The following is a 24,354-nucleotide window of genomic DNA, read 5'->3' as shown; positions in this document are numbered from 1 at the left end:
TGGTAATAATTGAAACAAAATTAATATTACTAGCAGTCAGAGCATTTAAGGGTAGAGTCCTCTTGCATCTCGTACCAATGCGCTCCAGCTGTAAGTGTCTCGTTTGATTTTATCAATGCTTTTACTGGTTCACTGATGTATACTTTTTTTCCTTTTGGGATGTAAATAGTGTATACTATTTTTGCATTTTCAGTATCTGCATTTGTTTTGTTTTCTGGAAATAGATTGTTAGAAATGATTAATTGATTCCCTTCTTGATTTAAGTTGGTTAAGTTCAAATCTATCTCTATTATCTTGTTTTTCTTTTTATTGATAGTAAAGTCTTTAACTTCTGAAGTACCGTATATTTCGTTTTGAAATGTTGGTAAAATCTCTATTTCGATAGGCAAAAGAGAGTTGATCTCCTTTACTTCAAACCCTTCTGTTTTTGACTTATCTGATTTGAAATAATCCTCTGTTACTAATGTGATTTTGATTTCATCAGTAGTGTCATCAAAGCTGAATTCTGAGGTAGCCTTAGCAGACTCTGTATATTCAGTTCTATAGACGTGTCGAGATTCATAGTTTTTAGCATTTAAGAATGGTATAGAGAATAAACCTAAAGAAATAAACCACAGTAGTAATAACCCAATTATGATTAGGGCTACATACTTAATGTTAGTATAGATCATGCGTAACCCTATAATTAACAATCCGATGAAAGGAAGGGTAACTAAAGAAGTTAGTAATAAGGTACTCACCCAAAATGGATAAACTCCTGCAGAAAGTAAAGGAAATTCAGAACCTATTTCTTCTAAGATAATTTCTTTATTAATCAAGGCTGCAGAAATACCAATTATGCTTGAAAATATGGACAATACACTGATGACGATAAAGAAGATACCGATGATATTTAGGATTATTTTACCACTGCGTTCACCAGCTCTTTTCGTTTGATTTTTGATATGCTCGTAGTCTACATCATTGATTTTGCTCGTTACATAATTAACATTCTCCATTACCTTTTTCTCAATAGTAGAGATGTTTATAGGCTCTCTTTTCATTTCTAAGATCTGAGAAGTAGTCTTCGCTTCTGGTACGATAATCCATAAGATAAGGTATAATAAAACTCCTGTTCCGTAGAATAATACTAATATCATAAAGATAATTCTCATCCATACCGTGTCTATCTTAAAGTAGTGACCTAGACCAGCTAATACTCCACCTACCATAGCATTCTCACCATCTCGGTATAGTTTTTTGGTGCCTGTGTAGACATATTTAGTCTCTGTTTTTGCAGTTGGCTCTTCATCTATTATATAGTCTTCTGGACTTCCCATAATAGAGATCACTCTGTCTACATCAGCTATTGTGATTACTTGATTAGAGTCTGTAATATTCTCAGAGAATAGTTCTGCTATTCTGATTTCAATATCATGAATGATTTCGTCCTGTTCTTCTTTAGGAAACGAACGTTTGATTGCCTTTAGATATTGATCTAGTTTTAGATAAGCATTTTCATCTATGTGAAAAACTGATCCTGCTATATTGATTGTAAGTGTTTTATTCATCGTTCATTTTTTTAGTAGTTATTTCTTTTACTGCGTTAGCTAACTCATACCATGTTTTAGCTAATTCGTCTAAAAATAATTCTCCTTTTTCGGTTAGCTTGTAGTATTTGCGTGGAGGTCCAGAACTGGACTCTTCCCATCTATAAGCTAGGTAATCATCATTTTTTAATCTAGTTAGTAAAGGATATACTGTACCTTCTACCACTACCAACTTGACGCTTTTTAATTCGTCTAGTATTTCTGAGGTATAACAATCTCTCTCTTTAAGAATAGAAAGAATGCAAAACTCTAAAATACCTTTTCGCATTTGAGCTTTTGTGTTTTCTATATTCATGGTAATAGTGTTTCTTATTTTCTATAGCAAAGATATATCTAAAGGAAGGTACTTTGTATTGCATAGTAATGTTTTTTAACGCAGAATTAACTTTTATTAAAATTATGTTAGGGATAAACATTTTTTGTATATTTAGTAAAAATCTAAGTTTTATGAAGTTTAACGTATCGAGTATTAATAAGTTTTTGTTTTTTAAATTGCCATCTGCTTATTGGACAGGTGTGCGTATGAAAGAAATATCTGATGTAAGGGCAGTTACGACTGTTAAGCATGGTTGGAAAAATCAGAATCCATTTAATTCTATGTACTTTGCTGTACAAGCTATGGCAGCAGAATTATCTACAGGAGCATTAGTTATGCGTAAGATTGCAGAGAGTGGAGAGAAAATATCTATGCTAGTAGCCAATAATAATAGTAGTTTTACCAAGAAGGCAACAGGGCGCATCTTTTTTGAATGTGTAGATGGAGCCTTATTAGATGAAGCAATAAAGAAAACAATAGATACTGGTGAAGGGGTCACTGTATGGATGAAGAGCATTGGAAGAAATGCGGATGGTGATCAGGTGTCTGTTATGAACTTTGAATGGACATTAAAAATAAGAAGTAAAAAATAATGAAGGTACTGATAACAGGTGCTACTGGTTTTATCGGGAGTAGAGTAACTCAATCTCTAATCAATCAAGGTCATGAAGTACATTACCTTACACGCTCTTTAGGGAAGAATGAGGTAAAGGGTGCAAAAGAATTTGTATGGGATCCTTATAAAGGAGAAATCGATATCGCTTGTTTAGAAGGAGTAGAAGCTATTATTCATCTTGCGGGGTCTAGTATAGCCGATTCTTGGTCTAAGGCTGGTAAGAAGTTAATATTAGATAGCCGTATTATACCAACTGCTTTTCTGTATCAAGTGCTGAAAGAAAATATGCACCAGATAAAACATATTATTGGGGCATCTGCTATAGGTATTTACAGTAATATAGCTGAGGTACAAGATGAAGAACATTATCAAAAAGCTACTAACTTTTTAGGAAATGTAGTAGAACAATGGGAAAGAGGTAATTTAGCTTTTAGAGAATTGGGACTTAAGGTGAGCCTTGTGCGTATAGGTTTAGTATTAGATTTGCACGAGTGCGCATTAGCTACGATGATAAAACCTGTTAGACTATGGTTAGGAGCACCTATTGGTACAGGGCAGCAGTATTATTCTTGGATTCATATTGATGATTTAGTAAACTTGTTTGTCTATGTCTTAGAGCGTGGGCTAGAGGGAATTTATAATGGCGTAGCTCCAGAGCCTTTGACGAATAGAGCGTTTACAAATAGTTTAGGTGAAGCAATGGGGAAGCCTATTTGGCTACCTGCTATACCAGAAAGCGTTATTCGAGTAGCTCTAGGAGAAAAAGCAATCTTAGTAACGGAAGGACAAAAAGTAAGTAGTGAAAAGATTATCAGTTCAGGATTTGATTTTAAATTTAAGACGTTAAAAACGGCTTTAAAGGACTTTTTTAAAGGATAAAGAAGAAGTACAGTAGATAACGATAGAAGGAAACTTTAGGAAACTAGAGTTTCCTTTTTTTATGGAGTGTGATATAAATCGCTATTTTGAGTGAATAAGTGAGGTAATTAGCACGAATATAGCTTAATAATGAAAATGTCATAATGACAGATTGACTAAGTTGGCAAAGGATTTGCTATGAAGTTAAGAGTTAATAAGAATAATAAATACACAATCATGAGTACTGAAAATAAAGATATAAATAAAGAACAAGAAGAAATTCAACAAGAAGTAGTACAAGATACTGCTGAAACACAAGAGAACGTAGAGCAAGAAGTGCAGAGTGCAGAAGAATTACTTGCTGAACAATTAGCAAGTGAAAAAGATAAAAATTTACGTTTGTTTGCTGAATTTGAGAACTTTAGAAAGCGTACTGCTAAAGAGCGTTTAGAGCTTTTAAGTACTGCTAGTGAAGGTGTGATGTTATCTTTATTGCCTGTGTTAGATGATTTTAACCGTGCTATTATAGAATTAGAAAAACATGGAGAGAGTGATCATCTTACAGGGATTAAGTTAATCGCTACTAAGTTTACAGATACATTATCTAGCAAAGGGTTAGTAGAGGTAGAGATAAAGGTAGGAGATGACTTTAATGCCGATTTGTCAGAAGCTGTGACACAAATTCCTGCAGGAGATGAGATGAAAGGTAAAGTGGTAGACGTTATAGAAAGAGGATATAAACTAGGAGAGAAGGTTATTCGTTTCCCTAAAGTAGTTATAGGACAGTAATCTTTCTAAAATAGGAAGTAAAAGACAGTAAAGATGAAAAAAGATTATTACGAAATATTAGGTATTGATAAAGGTGCAGATGCTGCAGCTATAAAGAAAGCATACCGTAAGAAAGCAATTGAGTTTCACCCTGATAAGAATCCTGGAGATAAAGAAGCAGAAGAGAAGTTCAAAGAAGCAGCTGAGGCTTATGAAGTATTAAGTGATGCGGATAAGAAAGCGAGATATGACCAATATGGACATGCTGCATTCGAAGGCGGAGGTGGCTTCGGCGGAGGTGGTCACATGAATATGGATGATATTTTCAGTCAGTTTGGAGACATCTTTGGTAGTGCATTCGGAGGCGGAGGCTTTGGTGGCTTCGGCGGAGGTGGCGGCGGTCAGCGCAGAGTGAAAGGAACTAGCTTACGTATAAAAGTGAAGTTGACTTTAGAAGATATCGCTAATGGAGTAGAGAAAAAAATAAAAGTAAAACGCAAAGTTCAAGCAGACGGGGTTACTTATAAAACGTGTCCTACCTGTAATGGTACAGGACAGGTAATGCGAGTAGCTAATACTGTGTTTGGACGTATGCAAACAGCTTCTCCTTGTAATAGCTGTCAAGGAAGTGGTCAAGTAATGGATCACAAACCTGCTGGAGCTGATAATGATGGTATGATCGTAAGTGATGAGACTGTATCAATCAAAATACCTGCAGGTGTAGCAGATGGTATGCAACTGAAGGTATCTGGAAAAGGAAATGAAGCACCAGGAAAGAATAGTATACCAGGAGACTTATTAGTAGTAATAGAAGAATTAGAACACGATACATTACAACGTGAAGGAGATAATCTTCATTATGATTTATACATAAGTTTTGCAGAAGCAGCTCTTGGAGGAAGTAAAGAAATTGATTCGGTAACAGGACGTGTACGTATCAAATTAGAAGAAGGAATTCAGTCTGGTAAGATTTTACGCCTAAAAGGTAAGGGGTTACCAAGCTTAAATAGTTACGGAAATGGTGATTTGTTAGTACATATTAACGTATGGACACCTAAAAAGTTGAACAAAGAGCAAAAAGAATTCTTTGAACAAATGCTTGAGGATCAAAACTTTAAGCCAAGTCCGACTAAAAATGACAAATCTTTTTTTGAAAAAGTGAAAGAAATGTTTTCTTGATTGAAAATAAGTTATACATTTGTAGGACACTTATTAAACAGTGGATTTTCTTTTTCATAGCAATTTTTCCCAACCTTATTTATCCAAATAAGGTTGGGTTTTTTTATGCCCTACCGAAAATAACTGTCCTCATTCTCCCGTTTTCAAATATTTACTTATTTTTACAGAAATTAATTGAATTCACCGATGCAATCTATATTAGAAGTAAAGGATGTGGTAAAGACATATTCTGATAAAACAGCATTAAATAAAGTATCTCTCACTGTACCTAAGGGTACAATCTATGGTCTTTTAGGACCTAATGGTGCAGGTAAAACTTCTTTAATCCGTATAATAAATCAAATCACTTATCCCGACTCAGGACAAATCTTACTAGATGGAGAACCTCTAAGTCCAAGACATATTCAAGATATAGGCTATATGCCTGAAGAAAGAGGTCTGTATAAAACGATGAAAGTAGGAGAGCAGGCTATGTACTTAGCTCAACTAAAAGGATTGTCTAAAGCTGAAGCTAAACGTCAATTAGATTATTGGTTTGATAAACTTGATATCAAGGGATGGTGGAATAAAAAGATTCAAGAGCTGTCAAAAGGGATGGCTCAGAAGATACAATTTGTAGTAACTGTGTTACACGAGCCTAAACTTTTAATTTTAGATGAGCCATTTTCGGGATTTGACCCAGTTAATGCAAATATCATAAAAGATGAAATCCTAGAGTTAAAAGAAAAAGGTACTACTATCATATTCTCTACTCACCGTATGGAAAGTGTGGAAGAGATGTGTGACTATATTGCATTGATTAATAAATCCAATAAACTAATAGAAGGTAAGTTAGTAGATGTGAAAAGAGAACACAGAACTAACTTATATCAAGTAGGGGTATTAAGTGATAATATCGAGCGTTTGTTTTTAGAATTGAGTGATAAGTTTAAGTTTGAGAGTACTCGTTTTAAATCACTGAATAACGAAGTACAGTTAGAAGTGGACTTAGGTACAAAAATGCCTAATGAGTTATTAAATATATTGTCAGTGAATGGACAGGTAACTCACTTCGTAGAAAAATTACCAACTGTAAACGATATTTTTATTCAATCTGTAAGTAAGTAATATGAATATACTACCATTAATAATAAAAAGAGAGTTCATTGCTAAAGTGCGCAATAAGTCCTTTATCGTAATGACTTTCGTAAGTCCTATATTTTTTGTTTTACTAACTGTGTTTATTGCTTATCTGAGCAGTATGAAAGGGGAGGTAAAGAAAATAGCTATTCACGATGAGAGTGGATTATTTGTAACTCAGTTTGAAAGCAATGAAGCTTTTGAATATCAAGATCTATCGGCAGTTGATTTAGATATTCTTAAAGAGGGAGTGAAAGAGGAAAAGTACGAAGGGATAGTGTATGTTCCAAAGTCTGATAATATTGGAGATTATCAAGAGAGTGTAACTTATATTTCTAATGAAAGCCCTAGTCTAAGTTTTGTTAGCAAAGTAGAGTTATTGTTAGGAGATAAGATAACTCATGTCAATTTAGAACAAAGTGGAATCGATATTTCTGTGATAGATAAAGCTAAGGCTGATGTAAACTTAAAGTTAGTGAAAGCAGATGGAGAAGCTACTGTAAAAGGTCTTAATGAAATTAAGATTATTATTGGTGGGTTATTTGGATACTTTATCATGATGTTTATTATTATCTATGGAAATATGGTGATGCGTTCTGTGATAGAAGAAAAGACAAACCGTATTATAGAAATTATCATCTCATCTGTAAAACCTTTTCAGTTGATGATGGGGAAAATAGTAGGAACATCTATGGCTGGGTTGCTACAATTCCTTATCTGGGGAGTAGTAGGAGCCATTTTATTAGGTGTAGCAAGTAGTATATTAGGCATCAATGCTATGCCTGGAGCAGGAAGTGCTGAAGCTATGCAAGCTGCTAATGGGATGATTTCGAATGAAATAATGTTCGATGTACAGAACTATGTGAGTGAGATATTAAGTTTGCCTTTGATTTCTCTGTTTATCTATTTCATCATTTTCTTTATCGGAGGTTATTTTTTATATAGTTCATTATATGCAGCTATAGGAGCTGCTGTAGATAACGAAACAGATACTCAACAGTTTTTATTACCTATTTTATTGCCTTTAATGTTAGGTGTGTATATTGGTTTCTTTACTGTAATGAAGGATCCTCATGGGACAGTAGCTACTGTGTTTTCTATGATTCCATTTACATCTCCGATTGTTATGCTGATGAGAATACCTTTCGGTGTACCTTTATGGGAAGTTATAGTGTCAATTATTATTCTATTTCTTACCTTTATACTAGTAGTATGGATAGCGGCTAAGATATATCGTATTGGAGTGTTAATGTACGGAAAGAGACCTTCATGGAAAGAGCTTTATAAGTGGCTTAAATACTAGTGTTATAAATTGTTTTGAATTATAATATATGGGGAAAACATCTAAAATATTAATAGTAGAAGATGAAGCTGCTATTCGTAGAGTGTTAGTAAAGATTCTAGAAGAAGAGTCTTCTGACTATGTAGTAGACGCTGCTGAGAATGGAGAGGAGGCATTACAAAAGATAACAGGTGAAGATTATGATTTAGTAATCTCGGATATCAAGATGCCTAAAATGGACGGTGAGGAACTGTTAGTGGCAGCTAAAAAGATAAAGCCAGATACAGTATTTGTAATGATATCTGGGCATGGAGATTTAGAGACTGCTGTAAACACAATGCGTCTAGGTGCTTTTGACTATATCTCAAAACCACCTGATCTAAATAGGTTATTAACTACAGTTAGAAATGCTTTAGATACTAGTAAGCTAGTAGTAGAGAATACAATCTTAAAGAAAAAGGTAGGGAAGAAATACGAGATGATAGGAAATAGTGAACCTATCAGTCAGATAAAAGATATTATCGAAAAAGTAGCTCCTACAGAAGCAAGAGTATTGATAACTGGACCTAATGGTACTGGAAAAGAATTAGTGGCTCATCAGATACATTTACAAAGTAATCGTGCTCAAAATATGTTGGTAGAGGTGAATTGTGCAGCTATACCTTCAGAATTGATAGAGAGTGAATTATTCGGTCATGTAAAAGGAGCTTTTACTTCTGCTGTAAAAGATAGACCAGGTAAGTTTGAACAAGCTAATCACGGAACTATATTTCTAGATGAAATAGGGGATATGAGTCTGTCTGCTCAAGCAAAGGTACTTCGAGCATTACAAGAGAATGTGATCACACGTGTGGGAGCTGAAAAAGATTTGAAAGTAGATGTACGTGTTATTGCGGCTACGAATAAAGATCTTAGAAAAGAAATAGCTGAAGGTCGCTTCAGAGAAGACTTATACCATCGCTTAGCAGTTATTTTAATTAAAGTGCCTGCATTAAACGACCGTAGAGATGATATTCCTTTACTGACAGAGCATTTTGTCAATCAAATAGCAAAAGAGCAAGGAACAGCTCCAAAAGCATTTAGTAGTGAAGCTATCGAGTTATTACAACAATATGATTGGACTGGTAATATCCGTGAGTTGAGAAACGTAATAGAAAGATTAATAATATTAGGAGGCAAGGAAGTTTCGAAGCAAGATGTCGAGATGTTTGCAAATAAATAGAATATGAAATTAAAAAAGATAAATAGTACTTTACAAGAGAACTTAAGTAAGAATGGTCTTTTAGAACCAACAACTCTTCAAAAGAAAACTTTTGGAACAATTAAAAGTGGAAGAGATGTAGTTATTTTTGGACCTAAAGAGCAGGGGAAAACAACAGCTATGATCATCGCAGCTCTACAGCGTACTGAAAGACCTGTAGAAGGAGAGATCGCTACAAGAGTATTGATTGTTGTTAAAGATAAGTTTGAGGTAGAGAGATTAATGGAAGTCTTTGAAGAGTATAGTAGATATACAGACCTTAGAATCTATGGAGTACATGATTATACAGATTTAGATGAAGATAAGAATCTACTTTCATTAGGAAATGATATCTTGATAGGTACTGCTAATCGATTGAACGAGATGTTTGCAAGCGCAGGGTTTGACGTAAATCAGTTGAAGATGTATATTATAGATGATATAGATATTCAGCTTAGAAATCGCTTAGAACCGCGTTTACACCGTTTGTCAGAAAGTATCGGGAAAACACAACGCCTTTATTTAGCTACTGAGTTTGTTGAACAATTAGATATGTTCGCTGATAAGTCTCTTAGTGAAGATGCAGAGTGGTTTGACTTTTACGATGATGACGAGGAAGAAGAGGATAATGAATAAAACTATAGGCTGTCTTGATGGACAGCCTTTTCTTTTATAATATGTTTTTGTTTTTGACTTCAGCTAAGATATTTAAAGCTTTTTTCTTTATAGTAGAGGGAAGTTGTTTGAAGTTACTGTCTTCTTCTATCTGATATTTATCTTCTTCTTGATAAGGAATATAAGCTGTAACCTTAGATTTATAAAGTTCATAACTATTCGCTTTAGCAGTGTATACAATTACTTTTAACGGCTTTGCATCTAGACCATCAGAATTCATAAAATAGGTTAGGTAAAATTCTGGTTTACCATCTTTATCTATATCTGTAACAATACAGTAATCACATAAAAATTCTGGCTGTGATAAACCTTCTGCGTAGTCTTTGAATTTAATTTTTTCTAATATTCCTCCATGGTCTTCTATATAGATACCAGACAATATATCTGTAGGCTTATTAGAAAAATAACTTGATTTGATTGCTTTTCGCTCATTGAAGAACCACAAATAACTCCCTGTTTTATCGCCCATATAATTTATAATCATTTTAGGTGTTCCTTCTAGTGGATTACCTAGTTCCTCAATTATATTTTTAAATTTTTGGTCTTTAGGTTTTAATCTTTGGTTTATTTGAGCAATCGAATGTAAGTTAATACAAAGAAATGCCAATATTAATAGAGTTTTGTTCATATTGTAATATGGATTCTGTTGAATTATGGTTAATATACAGTTTTAAGCATTGATTGATAAAAAGACAATAGCTAATATCACTAGAGATATAATAAGTGCGATAATCATTGTTTTTTTGTACCCTTTTTTATCAAATTCAAAGGTGTTAGGATTGATAAAAAAATCATTATATACACTATCAGCTATTTTTAAGTCTGGTCTGTATAATGTAACTCCTTGTAAGAAGTGCTGTCTAAGTTCTCTAGAATTAGTAGAAAGGTATGTGTAAAAAATATCGGTGTTCTGAAAAGATATAGTACGTTCCTGCTGATTGTAAAATACTTTTAACAAAGTTTTACTGCTTATATTGACTCCTGTTGTTTTTGTGAAAATATCTTTAGTATAAAGTTGTTTAGACTTGTTGAGGTCTTTATATGATAAGTGTTCTATTTCTCCATTGAGTTTGTGATATTGTATTCCTAGTTTATTGACTATAATTTTCTGTATGGCGGTAGTATTTTTCTTTTTATACTCTTTAATGAACTTATATATGCCGTAGGTGAATAGTAAAGTATATATGCCTATAAGTATATAAAACTCTGTACTGTCTGTATAGTCGTTTATTAAAGCAAAAGGAAGAAGATATAATAATACTAATAAAAATGTGGTAAAAAGTAGAAATACAATGCGAACCAACAAAGTTAATTTAGGATTCGTAAGAGTAACTAATTCAGGGAAAGTATCTGAAGTATATTTCATCTTTATCTTTTATCAAAGTGTAAAAATATAAAATTATTGAGAAGTTGATTTAGATAAGAGGAAGTAAAAAAATAGGCATAAAAAAAAGGAGACTTATTTAAGTCTCCTTGGTAGTAGCGGGAACAGGACTCGAACCTGTGACCTTCGGGTTATGAGCCCGACGAGCTGCCTACTGCTCTATCCCGCGATATTGTGGTGCAAATATACTACTAAATAGTAACGATGCAAGGGATAGAAGCTTTTATTTTTAAAAATATTTTAGTTTATGGGTTAATGCGTTGTTTTTAAGGTTGTTATTTTGATAAGTTTTTTGTGTGTATATCGACATTATGAGGTTTAGAGTCTATTATTGCGTAGTGTTGGACTTCCTCTAGCCAGTTTTGACGATCTTCTAATGATGAATTATTCATTAACCCGATGAAAGTTGTATCTGTTACTTCCACACCACAGTATTCTAAAATACCTGTTTTGAGTTGAAGTAGACCACTATCATTAAAAACTGTTGTGTAGATTTCTTGACTAAGGTCACCACCTGTTGTTATTATTCTAGCTGTTCTGCCTTTTAAAAGGCCTATTGTTTTTGTAGTAGAGATATGGTTAAACGTGATGCCAGGCAAGAAGGCTCTATCAAAAAAGCCTTTCATCAGAGCAGGTAGCCCCACCCACCATAGAGGATGTATCCATACCATATGGTTACTCCATTTAATATCATCTAAGGCTTTTATTAAATCAGGCTCTAGTTCTGTACGTTTTCTATATCCATGTTCAAGATTAGGGTTGAAATCTAATGAATGTAGTGCTAAATATTTTACTTCTGTGTGAGGAGTTTCTTTAAGTGCTTCTATATAAGCTGTAGCAAGTGCTTGATTATAACTTTCTGGATCAGGATGCCCATTGATTACTAATATTTTTTTTGTCATATTGTATTAATGATTTTTTGAGATGACAAACTTAGTTCGTGACTTTCTATAGAAGTAGGTATATTTCTATGATAGTTCGGTAGTATTTATAATACAGGAGAGAATATAAATAAAAAAAGGACATCTTAAATAAGATGTCCTTTTACCTTGTAGCGAAGACGGGAGTTGAACCCGTGACCTCAGGGTTATGAATCCTGCGCTCTAACCGACTGAGCTACCTCGCCATTGTTGGGCTGCGTTACTTCCGTAATGCGGGTGCAAATATAGAACAAAAACTTTATAATGCAAATAGAGAATGAGAAAAAAAATATTTTTTTATTTACAAAATATGATTATATTCGAAAAAATTATAAAATTTGATAAAAGGCTATGAAAGAAAAATACGAACTAGAATTCTCAATTAATTCATCTCCGCAATTATTGTATCAGTATATTTCGGATCCCTCAGGGCTAAGCGAGTGGTTCGCTGATAATGTAAATTCACGTGGAGAGATTTATTCTTTTATTTGGGGAGATTCAGAAGAGAAAGCTCGTGTTGTTACTCGTAAAGCTGATGAGAGAGTTCGATATAGATGGCTAGATGAAAACGATAAAGAAACTGACTATTTCTTTGAGTTAAAAATCAATAAAGATGAATTGACAAAAGATGTAACTATTATCGTTACAGATTTCGCTGAGCCAGATGAAATCAATGAATCAAAACAATTATGGGAAAATCAAATCATGGACTTAAAACAAGTATTAGGTTCTGCATAATTCCATAAAATATAACTTATATTTGCCGTTAATAGTAATCAGAAGAAAAGAAATATATGATTAATGTTAACGGCAAAATTGTTTCTAATAGTGACGTATCTGTAGAGCATAATAGAGGCTTTTTATATGGAGATGCTGTTTTTGAAACAGTTAGAGTTTTAGATAAAAAGGTTTTATTCTTAGAAGACCACTACTTTAGATTAATGTCTTCTATGCGCATTCTGCGTATGGAGATACCTATGGAGTTTACAATGGAGTATTTTCAGGAAGAAATACTTAAAACAATCAATAGTCTTGAATCAGTTGTAAATGCATTTAGAGTGCGTTTTACAGTATATAGAGATGCTGAAGGTAAGTATTTACCAACTAGTCGAAAAATAGGTTATATCGTTTCGGCTGAGGTTTTAAATAATGGAGTTTATAGTTTAAATACTATGAACTACGAGATAGAACTATATAAAGATTTTTATATAACTTCTCATTTGTTGTCAACTTTAAAAACAAATAATAGGTTAATCAATGTAACAGGAAGTATTTTTGCTGAAGAGAATGATTATCAGAACTGTTTATTGTTGAATGATACTAAAAACATTGTAGAGGCTTTAAATGGTAATATTTTTATCGTTAAAGATAATGTGGTAAAAACCCCTCCATTATCTGATGGATGTGTGAAAGGGATTATGCGAAAACAAGTAATCGAGTTACTACAAAAACATCCTGAATATAAATTTGAAGAAGCAGTTGTCTCGCCATTTGAATTACAAAAGGCTGATGAATTATTTATTACGAATGTCATAATAGGAATCCAACCTGTGACTAAGTATCGCAAGAAAGAATATAGCAATAGTTTAGCTGCTGATTTGATAAATAAATTAAATGCTAAAATTAGATTGATGTAAGTATGTTATCTGAACACCCTACCTAATTAAAGTTAGGGTTTTCAGGTGCATTTAACCATAGAGAGTATTTGCTTCCCATTTTAGATAACGAATTTTTCCATAGTTCTGTCGGAGATTGGGAAAAAATATTCTTGGTATCTAATTTATTAGAAGCTATCCAAAAGTTGTCTTGAATCTCATTTTTTAATTGGTCGCAGTCCCAACCTGAATATCCTAGAAAAAAGCGAATATCATTCTTGTTAAGTATTCCTAGGGATAGAATGTTATTCAATTCTTCAAAATCTACTCCCCAATATAAATCATCTACAATATGAATACTATCAGGAATTAACTCTGGTCTAGTATGGATATAGAATATTCTGTTTTTTTGAACAGGACCTCCGTCATAAATAGTAAATGAGGCTTCCGTATTCGGTAAAAGATCTGATAAGGTCAGATCTAATGGTTTATTCAGAATAAAGCCAACAGAGCCATCCTGACTGTGTTCTGTTAATAGAATGACTGATCTTGAGAAAATAAGATCTGCGTTAAGGGCACTAGGCAATGAGATTAACTGATCTCCTCTTTGTATGGAAAGTGAATGAATCATATATATAAACTATCAGATAGATTTCATCTTCTAATATAATAAAAAAACCCCACTAAAATAAGTGAGGCTTTATATTTTCGAAAAAGTGTTAATATTACTATTAATATTATTTTTTCTTCTTGTTTACAGCGTTTTCTAATTCAGAACCAGCTTTAAATTTTACTACATTTTTAGCAGCAATTTTGATTGTTTTCCCAGTTTGAGGGTTTCTTCCTTCTCTAGCAGCTCTTTCAGATACTGACCAAGATCCAAAACCAACTAAAGAAATTTTTCCACCTTTACCTAAAGTAGTTTCAACATTTGATAAGAATGATTCTAATGCTTTTTTAGCAGCCACTTTGCTGATCTCTGCATCTTTAGCAATTGCATCAATTAATTCAGTTTTGTTCATAATAATTTTTTTTAAAGGTTAACTTTATTAACGTCCTTATACAAATTTAGGGTAATTCTGTAATAAAGCAAGTCTTTTGCATAAAAAAAAATAAAAATTTGATAAATCAAAGTGATTTAAAAGCTAAAATAAACTATAAATTCATTAAATGTTGATTTTTAGAGCTTTATAGAGCTATTAAGTCTTCGGTAAAAGTAACTCCATTGAGTAATTCATTGGCTTTCATAGGTTTTTTACCTGGGAATTGAAGTCTTAAAATATTGATAAAACCTTTTTCGACAGCAATTTTAAGCTCTTTTTTGCTAGAAACTACTTTACCAATAGGGTAGTTGTGACTATCTTCCTCATAATTAGCTTCGTATATTTTAACTGTCCATTCATTACTTTTATCTTGAAAGAAACACCATGCTGTAGGGTATGGACTAAGCCCTCTAATAAGATTGTGTATTTGCTGACCTGTTTGTGTGAAGTCAATTTTAGTATTGTCCTTATTTAATTTATAAGCTGTTTTGGTTTCTTCTTTTGGTTGAGTAGTTGTAGTAACATTACTTTCTTTGATCAATTCAAGCGTTTCTAATACAGTAGAAGCTCCTAAGACCATCAGTCTGTCATGTAGTTCACCAGCATTCTCATTAGCTCCAATATTTAATTCCTTTTTAAGAATGATAGCTCCCGTATCTATTTTTTCGTCTATAAAGAATGTAGATACTCCGGTTGTTGTTTCTCCATTGATAATAGCCCAATTGATAGGAGCCGCTCCTCTATAATCTGGTAAAAGGGAAGCATGTAAATTAAAGGTTCCTAGTTCTGGCATTTTCCATACTACTTCAGGAAGCATTCTGAAAGCAACCACTACATTAAGGTTAGCATTATAACTTTTTAATTCTTCTAAGAACTGTTCGTCTTTTAAGTTTGTTGGTTGTAGTATTGGTAAATTTTTTTCTAAAGCATATTCTTTAACAGCTGAGTACTTAATCTTCTGTCCTCTACCAGCTGGTCTGTCAGGAGCAGTAATTACAGCTACTACGTTATAGTTATTTGTATATATAGCATCTAGAATCCCGACAGCAAAGTCTGGAGTTCCCATGAATACGATACGCAAGTCTTTCATATTACTAAATATTGATTTTCTAGGTTTATTTTTATTTTATTTTGTTCTTGTAGTACTTGTAGTGAATATATTATATCCTCTTTATCTATACCATGCTCTACTTCTAATTGTTGAATAGTGCTAGGTGTATGTAATAGAATTTTAAATATATTGTCAATAATAACACTACTAGTTTTATGTTTCTTTTTATTAGATATACATGTAGAACAAGTACCACAATCAGTTGTTTTGTTTTCATCAAAATACTTTAGCAGTATTTTGTTCTTACAAATATCTTCATTTTCAATATAAAATAAGAGAGATTTATATTGATTTATCTTTTGTTCGTTCTGTTGTTTAAGATATGGAAATGTACGGTATAGTACTCTGTCTTCTTCCCAAGCCTCATTGAATATCACTGTAAGATCGTTTTCTTCAGGAATGTAGTTGCATAAGTTTTGGTCATGACAATCCTTTAAACAAGCGATAATGCTCTCTTGACTTTCGCCAGTATGTTGTTCTATTAGGTGTAAATCTAAATCTTGTTCGTACTCGTGTATTCCTGTGTAAGTACGTAGTATGAAGTGAATGATGTTCTCGTAACTTTCATTGTCATACGTTATGTCTAGTATTTCACTACTAGGAGCAGTAAAGAGCAGTTTAGTTTTATTTTTACTGTTTTCTAATAGTCGAATGATACCTTGTCTATCTAAGAATTGTAGTGCGTTATAAGCTCTCCTATGTGGAAAGTTATTATGACTACAGAATTTATTGAAATTTAAACTGTAAGTACAGTTGTATCCCTCTCCATAAGCAATACTTAGAAAGTTATTGAGTTTTCGATAGATGCGTTTAAGAAACTCTTTGTCAAAGAGATTCGTTTCAAACATTTCACTGTTTTGCTTGATTTCTTGTGGAGTGACTAGCATAGTAGCAAATGCTTTATTACCATCTCGTCCTGCTCTTCCGGCTTCTTGGTAATAGTTCTCTATGTTTTCGGGTATCTGTATATGGATTACATTCTTTACATTTTTTTTGTCAATCCCCATTCCGAAAGCATTAGTCGCTACCATAATAGGTGTTTTTTCTTCTATCCAATCTTGCATTCTTTTCTTTTTTTCAATGATAGATAAGCCCCCATGAAAAAAAGTAGCTTTATAATTCATTTGATTTAATTGGTTAGAGAAGAAATAAGCTTCTTTTCTATTGCGAACATAGATGATTGTTGGTGCAGGATTTTTTTGTAATATGCGTAGAACCATGTTTAATTGGTTCTCTACCTTATATACACCGTATATTAGATTCTCTCTCAAAAAGCTTTTTGTGAATAGCTTTGGAGAATTAAGTTTAAGATTTGTGCAGATGTCTTCTATTACTTTTTTATTAGCAGATGCTGTCAGTGCAATAATAGGTACTTCAGGGAAAACATCACGTAATTTTCCTAATTCTAGATAAGCAGGTCTAAAGTCATGTCCCCATTGAGAGATACAATGGGCTTCATCAATGGCTATAATACTGATTTTAAGCTTTTCTATTCGTTCAAGAATCCAAGTCTGTTTTAATCGCTCAGGTGATATATATAGAAATTTATAGTTTCCATATAGGCAATTGTCAAATATGGCATCTATCTCATGCATTGGCGTACCTCCTATAATAGAAGTAGCCTTTATATTAAGTTTGTTAAGATTGTTGACTTGGTCTTCTATTAGAGCGATCAAGGGGGAAACTACTAAACATGTGCCTGGTAATAGAAGTGTAGGAATCTGAAAGCAGATACTTTTTCCTCCACCTGTAGGAAGTAAAGCAAAAGTATCATTCTTTGCTAGGACAGAATCTATAATGTCTTTCTGTGGCTCTCGAAAACTGTCGTAGTTCCAGTACTTTTGAAGAATTTCAATTGGTGTGGTCATGTGCTAACAGAAATATATGAAAATATGATAACGAATTTACAAAATTTGTTGTAAATAAAAGGGTTATAGTTTGAATACTATAACCCTTTTAACTCAAATATGATGATTTCTTAAATTCTGCTTAATATAAAATCAATTCTATTCTCAACTGTGTCTCTTGGAACTTCGATTAGATCGTAACCATAGTTTTTATATGTTGAGATAAGATGTTCGTGTATTTGACTTGCCTGTTCAAAATTCTCATAACGTTGTTCATCACTTTGATAAATTGATTCCCAAGGTGGTAATAAGAATATTTGGTGATAAAGATGTTGTTTACATGCTATATCAAAACTCTCAGGGTATTTGTCTCCTGTGTAATGCATATAAGCTAGTACATCAGGAATTCCTCTATCTATAAAAACAATATTCGCTGATTCTTTAACAGCATCTTTATGTTGCTCGATTCTTCCTTCTAAAAGTAATTGGCTGAATAATAGAGGTTCTGTTAAGAACAATTGATCAATACCTTTTTCTTGGGCTTTTTTCGTTACCGCACGAGATATTTCTGGATAGCAAACATATCCTTTGTTAGTAAGTTCGTTAATCAACGTAGTTTTACCAGAACCGGGTCCTCCTATGATTAAGATTATTTTTGTGTCCATTTTGCTGTAAATATCAAAGGTGCAAAAGTACAATAAAATGTGGTCTGCAAAAGAGTTTTAACTACATCTTTTGAAAATTATAGTGGTTAATTTGATTATATTTGCCTAATAAAAACGATATGGACGATAAGACAATAGAATTTTATAAAAGATTAAAAGAGCAATTAGAAGACGATAAAACGTGGCCAAGACCTTACCTTTATAAATTTATAGTGCCAGGTGAACCTGAGAAAATTGCCAGAGTAGAAGAAGCTTTTGATGGTTGTAATGCAGATATTCAAATTAAGAACTCTAGTACAGGTAAGTTTGCAAGTGTTTCTGTAAAACTTACAGTGAAGAATGCACAAGAAATCATTGATAAATACATTGCAGTTTCAACTATTGAAGGAATAGTTTCTTTATAATCCTTTTTTTACCTATTTTTAAATAAATTACTTGATTAGGAGTTATATATAAATAACTTAATAAGTAATTATTCCAATATAACAGTATAGATAATATGAAATTTGATTCCAAAGAAGCAGTAACTCACTTAGATTATAATTCCTTAAGAAAACCATTGATAATACCAGAATATGGGCGTCATCTACATAGTTTGATAGACCATATTTGTAAAATCGAAGATAGAGAAGAGCGAAATAATGGCGCTAAGTACGCTATTAGTGTGATGGGGAGTATGAATCCGCACTTGCGTGATGTACCTGATTTTCAACATAAGTTATGGGATCAACTATTCATGATGTCTGAGTTTAAATTAGATGTTGATAGCCCATTTCCTATTGCAACACAAGAAACTATCTTTACAAAACCTGGTAAATTAGCCTATCCTCAGAATCACCCTAAATATAGATTTTATGGTAATAATATTACCTATATGATAAATAAGGCTATCGCTTGGGAAGATGGTGAGATGAAGGATGCCTTGATATTAGTGATCGCTAATCATATGAAGAAGAGTTATCTGAGTTGGAATAAAGAAACAGTGAAAGACGAAGTGATCTTTGAGCATCTATGTGAGCTGTCTAATGGAAAGATTAATTTATTTAAAAAAGAAGAAGAATTATCTACTACTGCTAACTTAATGCAGGTAAATAAGAAACAATCTAACAAAACGAATCACTCTAATAATCAGAAGAGTAATTCTAACAACAACAATAACAATAAGAAATATAAAAGTAATAACTATCATTCAAAAGGTAAGAAGTAATGAGTACATTTAAGATTGAAGGAGGTTTTAAACTACAAGGGGAGGTATATGCTCAGGGTGCTAAAAATGAGGCATTGCAGATTTTATGTGCTGTCTTATTAACACCAGAAAAAATTGTACTCTCTAATATACCGGATATCATTGATATAAATAAATTAATAGAGTTATTAGGCAAATTAGGAGTTAAAATTGAAAAGTTAGGTCCTAATAAGATGTCATTTCAAGCGGATGAGTTAGATTTAGATTATCTTATCTCAGATGACTTTAAGACAGATGGTAAAGCCTTAAGAGGATCTATTATGATGGTTGGGCCTTTATTAGCTCGTTTTGGAAAAGGATATATCCCAAAACCAGGAGGAGATAAGATAGGACGTAGAAGATTAGATACGCATTTCGATGGATTTATAAAATTAGGTGCTACATTTAGATATAATAGAGAAGAATATTTCTATGGAGTAGAAGCAGAGAAGTTAGTAGGTGCTGATATGTTGTTAGATGAAGCATCTGTAACAGGAACTGCTAATATACTAATGGCTTCTGTATTAGCAGAAGGAGTTACGACTATCTATAATGCAGCCTGTGAGCCATATATCCAACAACTGTGTAAGATGTTGAACTCTATGGGAGCTAAGATTCAAGGTGTTGGGTCTAACTTACTGACTATAGAAGGAGTGACAGCACTAAAAGGTTGTGAGCATACGATGTTACCAGATATGATAGAGATCGGTTCATGGATTGGGTTAGCAGCGATGACACAGAGTGAAATTACGATTAAGAACGTAGGTTGGGAGCATTTAGGTGTGATACCGAATACTTTTAGAAGACTTGGAATTACATTAGAGAAGCGTGGAGATGATATTTATATTCCAGCTCATACAGATGGATATGAAATCCAAAACTTTATAGATGGTTCTATACTTACTATAGCAGATGCGCCATGGCCAGGACTAACACCTGATTTGTTAAGTGTTATCTTAGTAGTAGCGACACAAGCTAGAGGAGAGGTATTAATCCACCAAAAGATGTTTGAGAGTAGATTATTCTTTGTGGATAAGCTAATTGATATGGGAGCTAAGATTATTTTATGTGATCCGCATAGAGCTGTTATTATAGGACATGACTTTAAGTCTCAGTTAAAGGCTACTAAGATGTCTTCTCCTGATATTCGTGCAGGTATATCTTTATTGATAGCTGCTCTATCAGCTAAGGGAGTAAGCGAGATTCAGAATATAGAGCAAATAGATAGAGGATACGAAGCTATAGATGATAGACTACGTGCTCTAGGAGCTCATATAGAAAGAATAGAAGAATAGTATAAGAATATATTAAAAGGACTAAGTCAAGCTTAGTTCTTTTTTTTGTGCTTTTTTGTAGTATATCTCTCCATAGATAGTTCTTAGTTGTAATCCTAATATTGATTTAAAAGACTTTATAACAGTATCATTTAAAAGTAATACCATTAGGTATGAATACGTTAAAGTGAAAGAGCAATTATTATCTTAAACTAGTATACGAGTTGTGATTTTAGTATTTAGGAATAGATATAAGGCGTAAGGCTTGCACTTTCTAGAGGTTTGCTAGGAGATTTCTAGGGGTTTTCCTGCCTAGAAGGTGTTTTTGTCGAAGAAATGTGCAAGAAACCTGCAAGCAATCTGCTAGTATACCAGAGCAAAATTCATTAACTACTCAATACACACTAAAAAGAATATACTTATATATGAATGTCGTTTTTTGATATTTTAATATTCGGCTTTTTGAAGCTGTGGTTATTCTATCTTTTGTGTAATTGTAGACAACTAAGAATTCACTAAACTAAGCTCGTAAAGTAAGGATCTACATTAATAACGAGAGTTAAATATCAAATACTAATACAGCGTTATTATTTTTGGATTAAGTCAAGTACTTTAATACCGAATACAAAACCAAAATTCTTATAAGGTCCATTCGAAACAGTTTTAAAGAAGTCTATTCTAAAAGGTCTAAACTTTCCAAAACCAAAGTTATTTAAGCCTATACTATATTCTCCATACACATCTTTATCAGGAACATTCAGCATATGGTATCCTACTACGATAGAATATCGGGTCTTATTTAATAAAGGAATTTTATTCATGATATACCCTCTAAAGTCGTGTTCTAGGTGAAACTCAACATAAGATTTATTTGTACTATATTCATAGTAGGGTAGTAAGTTGAATTGTTTGTTATATACAGCGGTAGATCCTATAAAAGTTCTATTTCCATTGAAGTGTTTATAGTCAGTGAAGGCGATATCATTTTGTTCAAGGTATTTTCCTGCAGCTAGCCCTATGTATAAGTTTCCTATTTTACCGATATTATCATTGTACTGTGTTGCAAATGATACAAAAGTATAGTTATAATTACTAGTTGTAGCATTCAATGTCTTATCTAATGTAAGTGATATAATAGGATATTTAGAAGTAGGTAAATATTGTTTGTAATCTGGATAAGTGATTATTTTTTGGTCAAAGATGATGTTTAGCCCTAAGTTAAATTTAAAGATAGAATTATCTTTAAATGGTGCATTATCAAAATCCGTTGGGTCTAATGGGTTATTAGAAGTAAAGTCTTTTTGTGGTGCAAATGGTGGGCTGTTAAGACTATTATTTAATGCTCTTCTATGAGCATACTCTAATAAACCACTAAACTTAAATCTATTAAAAGCATATTGTTCATACTTGATTTGAAGGTAACTTTTCTGAAAATACTTTGCATAGTTTTTACCAAAATAAGCACTTGCAAATGAGTTAATAGGCGTTTTAATAGGATCATCTTGGTTAAACTGTAATATCGTACTACCACCAGATATAGTGATTGTATTATAGTCTATTTGATTAAAGATATGAGATGCATATCCAGATACTCTATATTTATTTTCGGAGATACCATAGTTGACGATTGTACCTAGTTTAGTTTGAGAGTAGTCGTCTTTTACTTTTACATAGTCTAAGCCTGTAGTAACATTGAATCCTTGTACCGCATTAAATGCGAATGTGGATAAAAGTCCACGATAGGTAATAGCCGAGTTTTTATAAGAGTTTAAATGTTGATATCCCTTGACTAACTTAAAAAGAGTGAAGTTATTAGTTCTATTATCTATAGAATCTAATGTTACCCTTGTTGCTTCTTGTATTTTTATTTCTTGTTCATTGAAAGTAGCCATCTCTTTTTTAGATAAAGGATATGGTCTATTCTTTTCCCAGTAACTTTCTGGCTGATGTAAGAAGTTATTAGAATATTGGATTAGTTCATTGCTGAATTGTGATTTATTAATAGAGTTGTCTGTTTGGTAATTTGTATAATGCGCTTTAAATGAACCAACATAGTCAAATACTAAGAATTTCCCTTTCAAATATAGGTTTTGACTTTCTTTAAGATATAGATTTAGTAATGGATTATGCTTATACTGTTGAGTTATTACGACTTGTTTTACATTCTTTAATCCAACATTTTCTCCATTCATAGCTGCATACAGTTCTGTAATTTGCCATTTATCACTAGTGATTTTTATTTTACCTTCCATGATAGGTTCTCTATCCCTTTTTGGGGTAAAACCTATTGTATATATATCATTTCCTAAAGAATCAGTGTCTTTTTTCAGTAATTTAAAATAGTAATATGTCTTAGCATAGGACATCAGAGGAGAGATTACATTAATCTGATTAGAAACGATTTTATCGTATAAATTAATATCACTATCTGTTGCTGTTAAGAAGAAAAGATCTTTTGCCTTTCCTATTTCATTGAAGGCGATAACTTTTTCTTTTCCATAATCTTCATTTAAAACTGTTTGTTGAGAAGATAACTCTCCTAGATAGATAAAGTTATTTACATCTGTTATATCAAGTGAGGGATCTAGGTCTTTTCTTTTTTGCCCTAAGAATGTTTCTCTTCCTGATGCAAGTTGAAGATTACCTTTAGAATAATAGTCAAGAGTATATTTCTCTAAGTTATTCGTTTTTTTATGCGTACTAGCTAGATCCATAATGAAGATGGCATATTCATCTTGTGGATTATCGTAAAAGATGTCTGTTTCTTCTAAAGGAGTAAGGACTAGCTCTAGTTTTTGTGCATTAGTTTTATTTGGAGTGTACTCTATCCTTCTAATTGTAAAATCCTCTTTTTGAGCATAGATATATTGACCTGGAATTATTTCTATCTGAAACTCTCCATTCTGGTTAGTGATAGTCTGTTTATCCGTTTTTTTTACAAATACTGTAGCATTCTCTATAGGATTACCATATAAGTCTATGACTTTACCATTTACAGTGTTGTCTTGTGCATAACTACCGTATATAGATAGTATCACAACGCATATAGAAGTAATATACTTAGAAAAAGAATGTTTCATTATAACTGTAAAGAAGCAATAGCTAAGTCGTAACTTTTTAGACCAAAGCCTAATATTACTCCATGTGATACTGGTGATATATAAGAATGTTTTCTAAAATCTTCTCTCTTATGTGTATTAGAGATATGTACTTCGATGACAGGTGCTGTTATACCTGAGATGGCATCAGCTATAGCGATAGAGGTATGCGTGTACGCTCCTGCATTTAAGATAATAGCATCATAGCTAAAACCTACTTCATGTATTTTATTAATTAGTTCTCCTTCTATATTAGACTGATAGTACTCGAGTTCTACTTCAGGATAATTAGCCTTTAATACTTCAAAGTAATCTTCAAAAGAGGTGTGACCATATACATCAGGTTCTCTTTTTCCTAGAAGATTCAGATTAGGACCATTTATAATTAATATTTTCATGTAGTTTAATTTACTTCTGACAAATATATTATTTAATACTTAATCAGTTGCTTAAAAAAAAAGTTAATGCTTCTTATGTGTGTTATATAGTGTTTTTATAAATAGTATTTCACACTTATAAGAATAGTGTTTAGTGTTGTTTTATGTGGTTT

At 32.6% G+C, this 24,354-nt stretch carries 25 protein-coding genes and 2 tRNA genes; 13 read left to right on the top strand and 14 right to left on the bottom strand.

All coding sequences use genetic code 11. The annotated features are described in order from the left end of the window. Positions 1 to 29 precede the first annotated feature (29 nt). Positions 30 to 1,550, bottom strand: coding sequence for a PspC domain-containing protein (locus MODO_RS07980; RefSeq protein WP_006260668.1), 1,521 nt, complete (start codon positions 1,548 to 1,550; stop codon positions 30 to 32). Continuing rightward, positions 1,543 to 1,884 carry a PadR family transcriptional regulator gene (locus MODO_RS07975; RefSeq protein ID WP_006257061.1) on the bottom strand — a complete coding sequence of 114 codons (342 nt, stop codon included), beginning with the start codon at positions 1,882 to 1,884 and terminating at the stop codon, positions 1,543 to 1,545. Before MODO_RS07975 ends, MODO_RS07980 begins: the two co-directional genes overlap by 8 nt. A 152-nt stretch (positions 1,885 to 2,036) precedes the next feature. Here MODO_RS07975 and MODO_RS07970 point away from each other — a divergent pair, with 152 nt between their 5' ends. From MODO_RS07970 to MODO_RS07935, 8 genes are all read left to right on the top strand, one after another. Then, positions 2,037 to 2,498, top strand: a complete 462-nt coding sequence (locus tag MODO_RS07970) for a DUF4442 domain-containing protein (protein WP_006260669.1) — start codon at positions 2,037 to 2,039, stop codon at positions 2,496 to 2,498. Next, positions 2,498 to 3,400: a TIGR01777 family oxidoreductase gene (locus MODO_RS07965; RefSeq protein ID WP_006260670.1), complete on the top strand. Its 903-nt coding sequence runs from the start codon at positions 2,498 to 2,500 to the stop codon at positions 3,398 to 3,400. Before MODO_RS07970 ends, MODO_RS07965 begins: the two co-directional genes overlap by 1 nt. Before the next feature lie 177 nt (positions 3,401 to 3,577). Beyond that, a complete protein-coding gene (locus tag MODO_RS07960) occupies positions 3,578 to 4,168 on the top strand; it encodes a nucleotide exchange factor GrpE (protein WP_036496601.1) in 591 nt (196 codons plus the stop codon). 33 nt (positions 4,169 to 4,201) lie between these two features. Then, positions 4,202 to 5,326 carry a molecular chaperone DnaJ gene (dnaJ, locus tag MODO_RS07955; RefSeq protein ID WP_006257057.1) on the top strand — a complete coding sequence of 375 codons (1,125 nt, stop codon included), beginning with the start codon at positions 4,202 to 4,204 and terminating at the stop codon, positions 5,324 to 5,326. A 186-nt stretch (positions 5,327 to 5,512) separates the two neighbouring features. Next, positions 5,513 to 6,433, top strand: coding sequence for an ABC transporter ATP-binding protein (locus tag MODO_RS07950; protein WP_006257056.1), 921 nt, complete (start codon positions 5,513 to 5,515; stop codon positions 6,431 to 6,433). Position 6,434: 1 nt separating this feature from the next. Further along, complete coding sequence (locus MODO_RS07945; protein ID WP_006260672.1) at positions 6,435 to 7,748, top strand: ABC transporter permease; 1,314 nt, start codon at positions 6,435 to 6,437, stop codon at positions 7,746 to 7,748. A gap of 28 nt (positions 7,749 to 7,776) precedes the next feature. Then, positions 7,777 to 8,949, top strand: coding sequence for a sigma-54-dependent transcriptional regulator (locus MODO_RS07940; RefSeq protein WP_006260673.1), 1,173 nt, complete (start codon positions 7,777 to 7,779; stop codon positions 8,947 to 8,949). Between the two features lie 3 nt (positions 8,950 to 8,952). Then, on the top strand, positions 8,953 to 9,603 hold the full coding sequence (locus MODO_RS07935; RefSeq protein WP_006260674.1) for a DEAD/DEAH box helicase: 651 nt from the start codon (positions 8,953 to 8,955) through the stop codon (positions 9,601 to 9,603). A gap of 34 nt (positions 9,604 to 9,637) precedes the next feature. Here the strand turns inward: MODO_RS07935 and MODO_RS07930 are convergent, their stop codons facing one another. From MODO_RS07930 to MODO_RS07910, 5 genes are all read right to left on the bottom strand, one after another. After that, on the bottom strand, positions 9,638 to 10,270 hold the full coding sequence (locus MODO_RS07930) for a hypothetical protein (protein WP_006260675.1): 633 nt from the start codon (positions 10,268 to 10,270) through the stop codon (positions 9,638 to 9,640). Positions 10,271 to 10,312: 42 nt separating this feature from the next. Further along, entirely contained in the window at positions 10,313 to 11,008 is a 696-nt protein-coding gene (locus MODO_RS07925) for a hypothetical protein (RefSeq protein ID WP_006260676.1), read from the bottom strand. Positions 11,009 to 11,122: 114 nt separating this feature from the next. Continuing rightward, positions 11,123 to 11,195 (bottom strand) — tRNA-Met (locus tag MODO_RS07920). A 106-nt stretch (positions 11,196 to 11,301) separates the two neighbouring features. Then, positions 11,302 to 11,928, bottom strand: a complete 627-nt coding sequence (locus tag MODO_RS07915; protein WP_006266454.1) for an NAD(P)H-dependent oxidoreductase — start codon at positions 11,926 to 11,928, stop codon at positions 11,302 to 11,304. 150 nt (positions 11,929 to 12,078) lie between these two features. Beyond that, positions 12,079 to 12,152 (bottom strand) — tRNA-Met (locus MODO_RS07910). A gap of 145 nt (positions 12,153 to 12,297) precedes the next feature. Between MODO_RS07910 and MODO_RS07905 the strand changes: the two genes are divergently transcribed. Both MODO_RS07905 and MODO_RS07900 read left to right on the top strand, forming a co-directional pair. Beyond that, the gene (locus tag MODO_RS07905) at positions 12,298 to 12,684 is read left to right on the top strand and encodes an START-like domain-containing protein (protein ID WP_006257049.1); all 387 of its coding nucleotides are present in this window, start codon (positions 12,298 to 12,300) and stop codon (positions 12,682 to 12,684) included. 56 nt (positions 12,685 to 12,740) lie between these two features. Then, entirely contained in the window at positions 12,741 to 13,583 is an 843-nt protein-coding gene (locus tag MODO_RS07900) for an aminotransferase class IV (protein ID WP_006260702.1), read from the top strand. A 22-nt stretch (positions 13,584 to 13,605) separates the two neighbouring features. On the opposite strand, the gene MODO_RS07895 is transcribed toward MODO_RS07900, so the two are convergent. From MODO_RS07895 to MODO_RS07875, 5 genes are all read right to left on the bottom strand, one after another. After that, entirely contained in the window at positions 13,606 to 14,172 is a 567-nt protein-coding gene (locus tag MODO_RS07895; RefSeq protein ID WP_006260703.1) for a YqgE/AlgH family protein, read from the bottom strand. A gap of 106 nt (positions 14,173 to 14,278) precedes the next feature. After that, positions 14,279 to 14,563, bottom strand: coding sequence for an HU family DNA-binding protein (locus MODO_RS07890; protein ID WP_006257046.1), 285 nt, complete (start codon positions 14,561 to 14,563; stop codon positions 14,279 to 14,281). Between the two features lie 166 nt (positions 14,564 to 14,729). Further along, positions 14,730 to 15,674: a methionyl-tRNA formyltransferase gene (gene fmt, locus MODO_RS07885; RefSeq protein WP_006260704.1), complete on the bottom strand. Its 945-nt coding sequence runs from the start codon at positions 15,672 to 15,674 to the stop codon at positions 14,730 to 14,732. Next, positions 15,671 to 17,563 (bottom strand): RecQ family ATP-dependent DNA helicase, encoded by a 1,893-nt coding sequence (locus MODO_RS07880; RefSeq protein ID WP_006257044.1) that lies wholly within the window; start codon positions 17,561 to 17,563, stop codon positions 15,671 to 15,673. The genes fmt and MODO_RS07880 overlap by 4 nt, the downstream gene beginning before the upstream one ends. Positions 17,564 to 17,673: 110 nt before the next feature. Continuing rightward, positions 17,674 to 18,207, bottom strand: a complete 534-nt coding sequence (locus MODO_RS07875) for an AAA family ATPase (RefSeq protein WP_006257043.1) — start codon at positions 18,205 to 18,207, stop codon at positions 17,674 to 17,676. Between the two features lie 119 nt (positions 18,208 to 18,326). Here MODO_RS07875 and MODO_RS07870 point away from each other — a divergent pair, with 119 nt between their 5' ends. The 3 genes from MODO_RS07870 to murA all read left to right on the top strand — a co-directional run bounded on the left by MODO_RS07870 (position 18,327) and on the right by murA (position 20,727). Next, positions 18,327 to 18,611 (top strand): DUF493 family protein, encoded by a 285-nt coding sequence (locus tag MODO_RS07870; RefSeq protein WP_006260705.1) that lies wholly within the window; start codon positions 18,327 to 18,329, stop codon positions 18,609 to 18,611. 95 nt (positions 18,612 to 18,706) lie between these two features. Continuing rightward, the gene (locus MODO_RS07865) at positions 18,707 to 19,414 is read left to right on the top strand and encodes a DUF4290 domain-containing protein (RefSeq protein ID WP_006257041.1); all 708 of its coding nucleotides are present in this window, start codon (positions 18,707 to 18,709) and stop codon (positions 19,412 to 19,414) included. Beyond that, positions 19,414 to 20,727, top strand: a complete 1,314-nt coding sequence (gene murA / locus MODO_RS07860) for a UDP-N-acetylglucosamine 1-carboxyvinyltransferase (RefSeq protein WP_006257040.1) — start codon at positions 19,414 to 19,416, stop codon at positions 20,725 to 20,727. Before MODO_RS07865 ends, murA begins: the two co-directional genes overlap by 1 nt. 566 nt (positions 20,728 to 21,293) lie before the next feature. On the opposite strand, the gene MODO_RS07855 is transcribed toward murA, so the two are convergent. Continuing rightward, a complete protein-coding gene (locus MODO_RS07855; protein WP_006257038.1) occupies positions 21,294 to 23,786 on the bottom strand; it encodes a DUF5686 family protein in 2,493 nt (830 codons plus the stop codon). Then, the gene (aroQ, locus tag MODO_RS07850) at positions 23,786 to 24,202 is read right to left on the bottom strand and encodes a type II 3-dehydroquinate dehydratase (protein WP_006257037.1); all 417 of its coding nucleotides are present in this window, start codon (positions 24,200 to 24,202) and stop codon (positions 23,786 to 23,788) included. Before aroQ ends, MODO_RS07855 begins: the two co-directional genes overlap by 1 nt. Positions 24,203 to 24,354: the final 152 nt, after the last annotated feature.

Source organism: Myroides odoratimimus (assembly GCF_001485415.1).
Taxonomy (GTDB): Bacteria; Bacteroidota; Bacteroidia; order Flavobacteriales; family Flavobacteriaceae; genus Flavobacterium; species Flavobacterium odoratimimum.
The sequence above is the reverse complement of the archived record's forward strand: the minus strand, read 5'-3'. Positions and strand labels throughout refer to the sequence as shown.

Excerpts from the sequence above, each read along its gene's own strand:
- MODO_RS07925 (WP_006260676.1), bottom strand. The coding sequence starts at position 11,008 with ATGAAATATACTTCAGATACTTTCCCTGAATTAGTTACTCTTACGAAT.
- aroQ (WP_006257037.1), bottom strand. The coding sequence starts at position 24,202 with ATGAAAATATTAATTATAAATGGTCCTAATCTGAATCTTCTAGGAAAA.
- MODO_RS07960 (WP_036496601.1), top strand. The coding sequence starts at position 3,578 with ATGAAGTTAAGAGTTAATAAGAATAATAAATACACAATCATGAGTACT.
- MODO_RS07980 (WP_006260668.1), bottom strand. The coding sequence starts at position 1,550 with ATGAATAAAACACTTACAATCAATATAGCAGGATCAGTTTTTCACATA.
- murA (WP_006257040.1), top strand. The coding sequence starts at position 19,414 with ATGAGTACATTTAAGATTGAAGGAGGTTTTAAACTACAAGGGGAGGTA.
- MODO_RS07905 (WP_006257049.1), top strand. The coding sequence starts at position 12,298 with ATGAAAGAAAAATACGAACTAGAATTCTCAATTAATTCATCTCCGCAA.
- MODO_RS07880 (WP_006257044.1), bottom strand. The coding sequence starts at position 17,563 with ATGACCACACCAATTGAAATTCTTCAAAAGTACTGGAACTACGACAGT.
- MODO_RS07915 (WP_006266454.1), bottom strand. The coding sequence starts at position 11,928 with ATGACAAAAAAAATATTAGTAATCAATGGGCATCCTGATCCAGAAAGT.
- MODO_RS07855 (WP_006257038.1), bottom strand. The coding sequence starts at position 23,786 with ATGAAACATTCTTTTTCTAAGTATATTACTTCTATATGCGTTGTGATA.
- MODO_RS07975 (WP_006257061.1), bottom strand. The coding sequence starts at position 1,884 with ATGAATATAGAAAACACAAAAGCTCAAATGCGAAAAGGTATTTTAGAG.
- MODO_RS07970 (WP_006260669.1), top strand. The coding sequence starts at position 2,037 with ATGAAGTTTAACGTATCGAGTATTAATAAGTTTTTGTTTTTTAAATTG.
- MODO_RS07875 (WP_006257043.1), bottom strand. The coding sequence starts at position 18,207 with ATGGACACAAAAATAATCTTAATCATAGGAGGACCCGGTTCTGGTAAA.
- MODO_RS07930 (WP_006260675.1), bottom strand. The coding sequence starts at position 10,270 with ATGAACAAAACTCTATTAATATTGGCATTTCTTTGTATTAACTTACAT.
- MODO_RS07900 (WP_006260702.1), top strand. The coding sequence starts at position 12,741 with ATGATTAATGTTAACGGCAAAATTGTTTCTAATAGTGACGTATCTGTA.
- MODO_RS07870 (WP_006260705.1), top strand. The coding sequence starts at position 18,327 with ATGGACGATAAGACAATAGAATTTTATAAAAGATTAAAAGAGCAATTA.
- MODO_RS07890 (WP_006257046.1), bottom strand. The coding sequence starts at position 14,563 with ATGAACAAAACTGAATTAATTGATGCAATTGCTAAAGATGCAGAGATC.
- MODO_RS07935 (WP_006260674.1), top strand. The coding sequence starts at position 8,953 with ATGAAATTAAAAAAGATAAATAGTACTTTACAAGAGAACTTAAGTAAG.
- MODO_RS07950 (WP_006257056.1), top strand. The coding sequence starts at position 5,513 with ATGCAATCTATATTAGAAGTAAAGGATGTGGTAAAGACATATTCTGAT.
- MODO_RS07945 (WP_006260672.1), top strand. The coding sequence starts at position 6,435 with ATGAATATACTACCATTAATAATAAAAAGAGAGTTCATTGCTAAAGTG.
- MODO_RS07965 (WP_006260670.1), top strand. The coding sequence starts at position 2,498 with ATGAAGGTACTGATAACAGGTGCTACTGGTTTTATCGGGAGTAGAGTA.
- dnaJ (WP_006257057.1), top strand. The coding sequence starts at position 4,202 with ATGAAAAAAGATTATTACGAAATATTAGGTATTGATAAAGGTGCAGAT.
- MODO_RS07895 (WP_006260703.1), bottom strand. The coding sequence starts at position 14,172 with ATGATTCATTCACTTTCCATACAAAGAGGAGATCAGTTAATCTCATTG.
- fmt (WP_006260704.1), bottom strand. The coding sequence starts at position 15,674 with ATGAAAGACTTGCGTATCGTATTCATGGGAACTCCAGACTTTGCTGTC.
- MODO_RS07940 (WP_006260673.1), top strand. The coding sequence starts at position 7,777 with ATGGGGAAAACATCTAAAATATTAATAGTAGAAGATGAAGCTGCTATT.
- MODO_RS07865 (WP_006257041.1), top strand. The coding sequence starts at position 18,707 with ATGAAATTTGATTCCAAAGAAGCAGTAACTCACTTAGATTATAATTCC.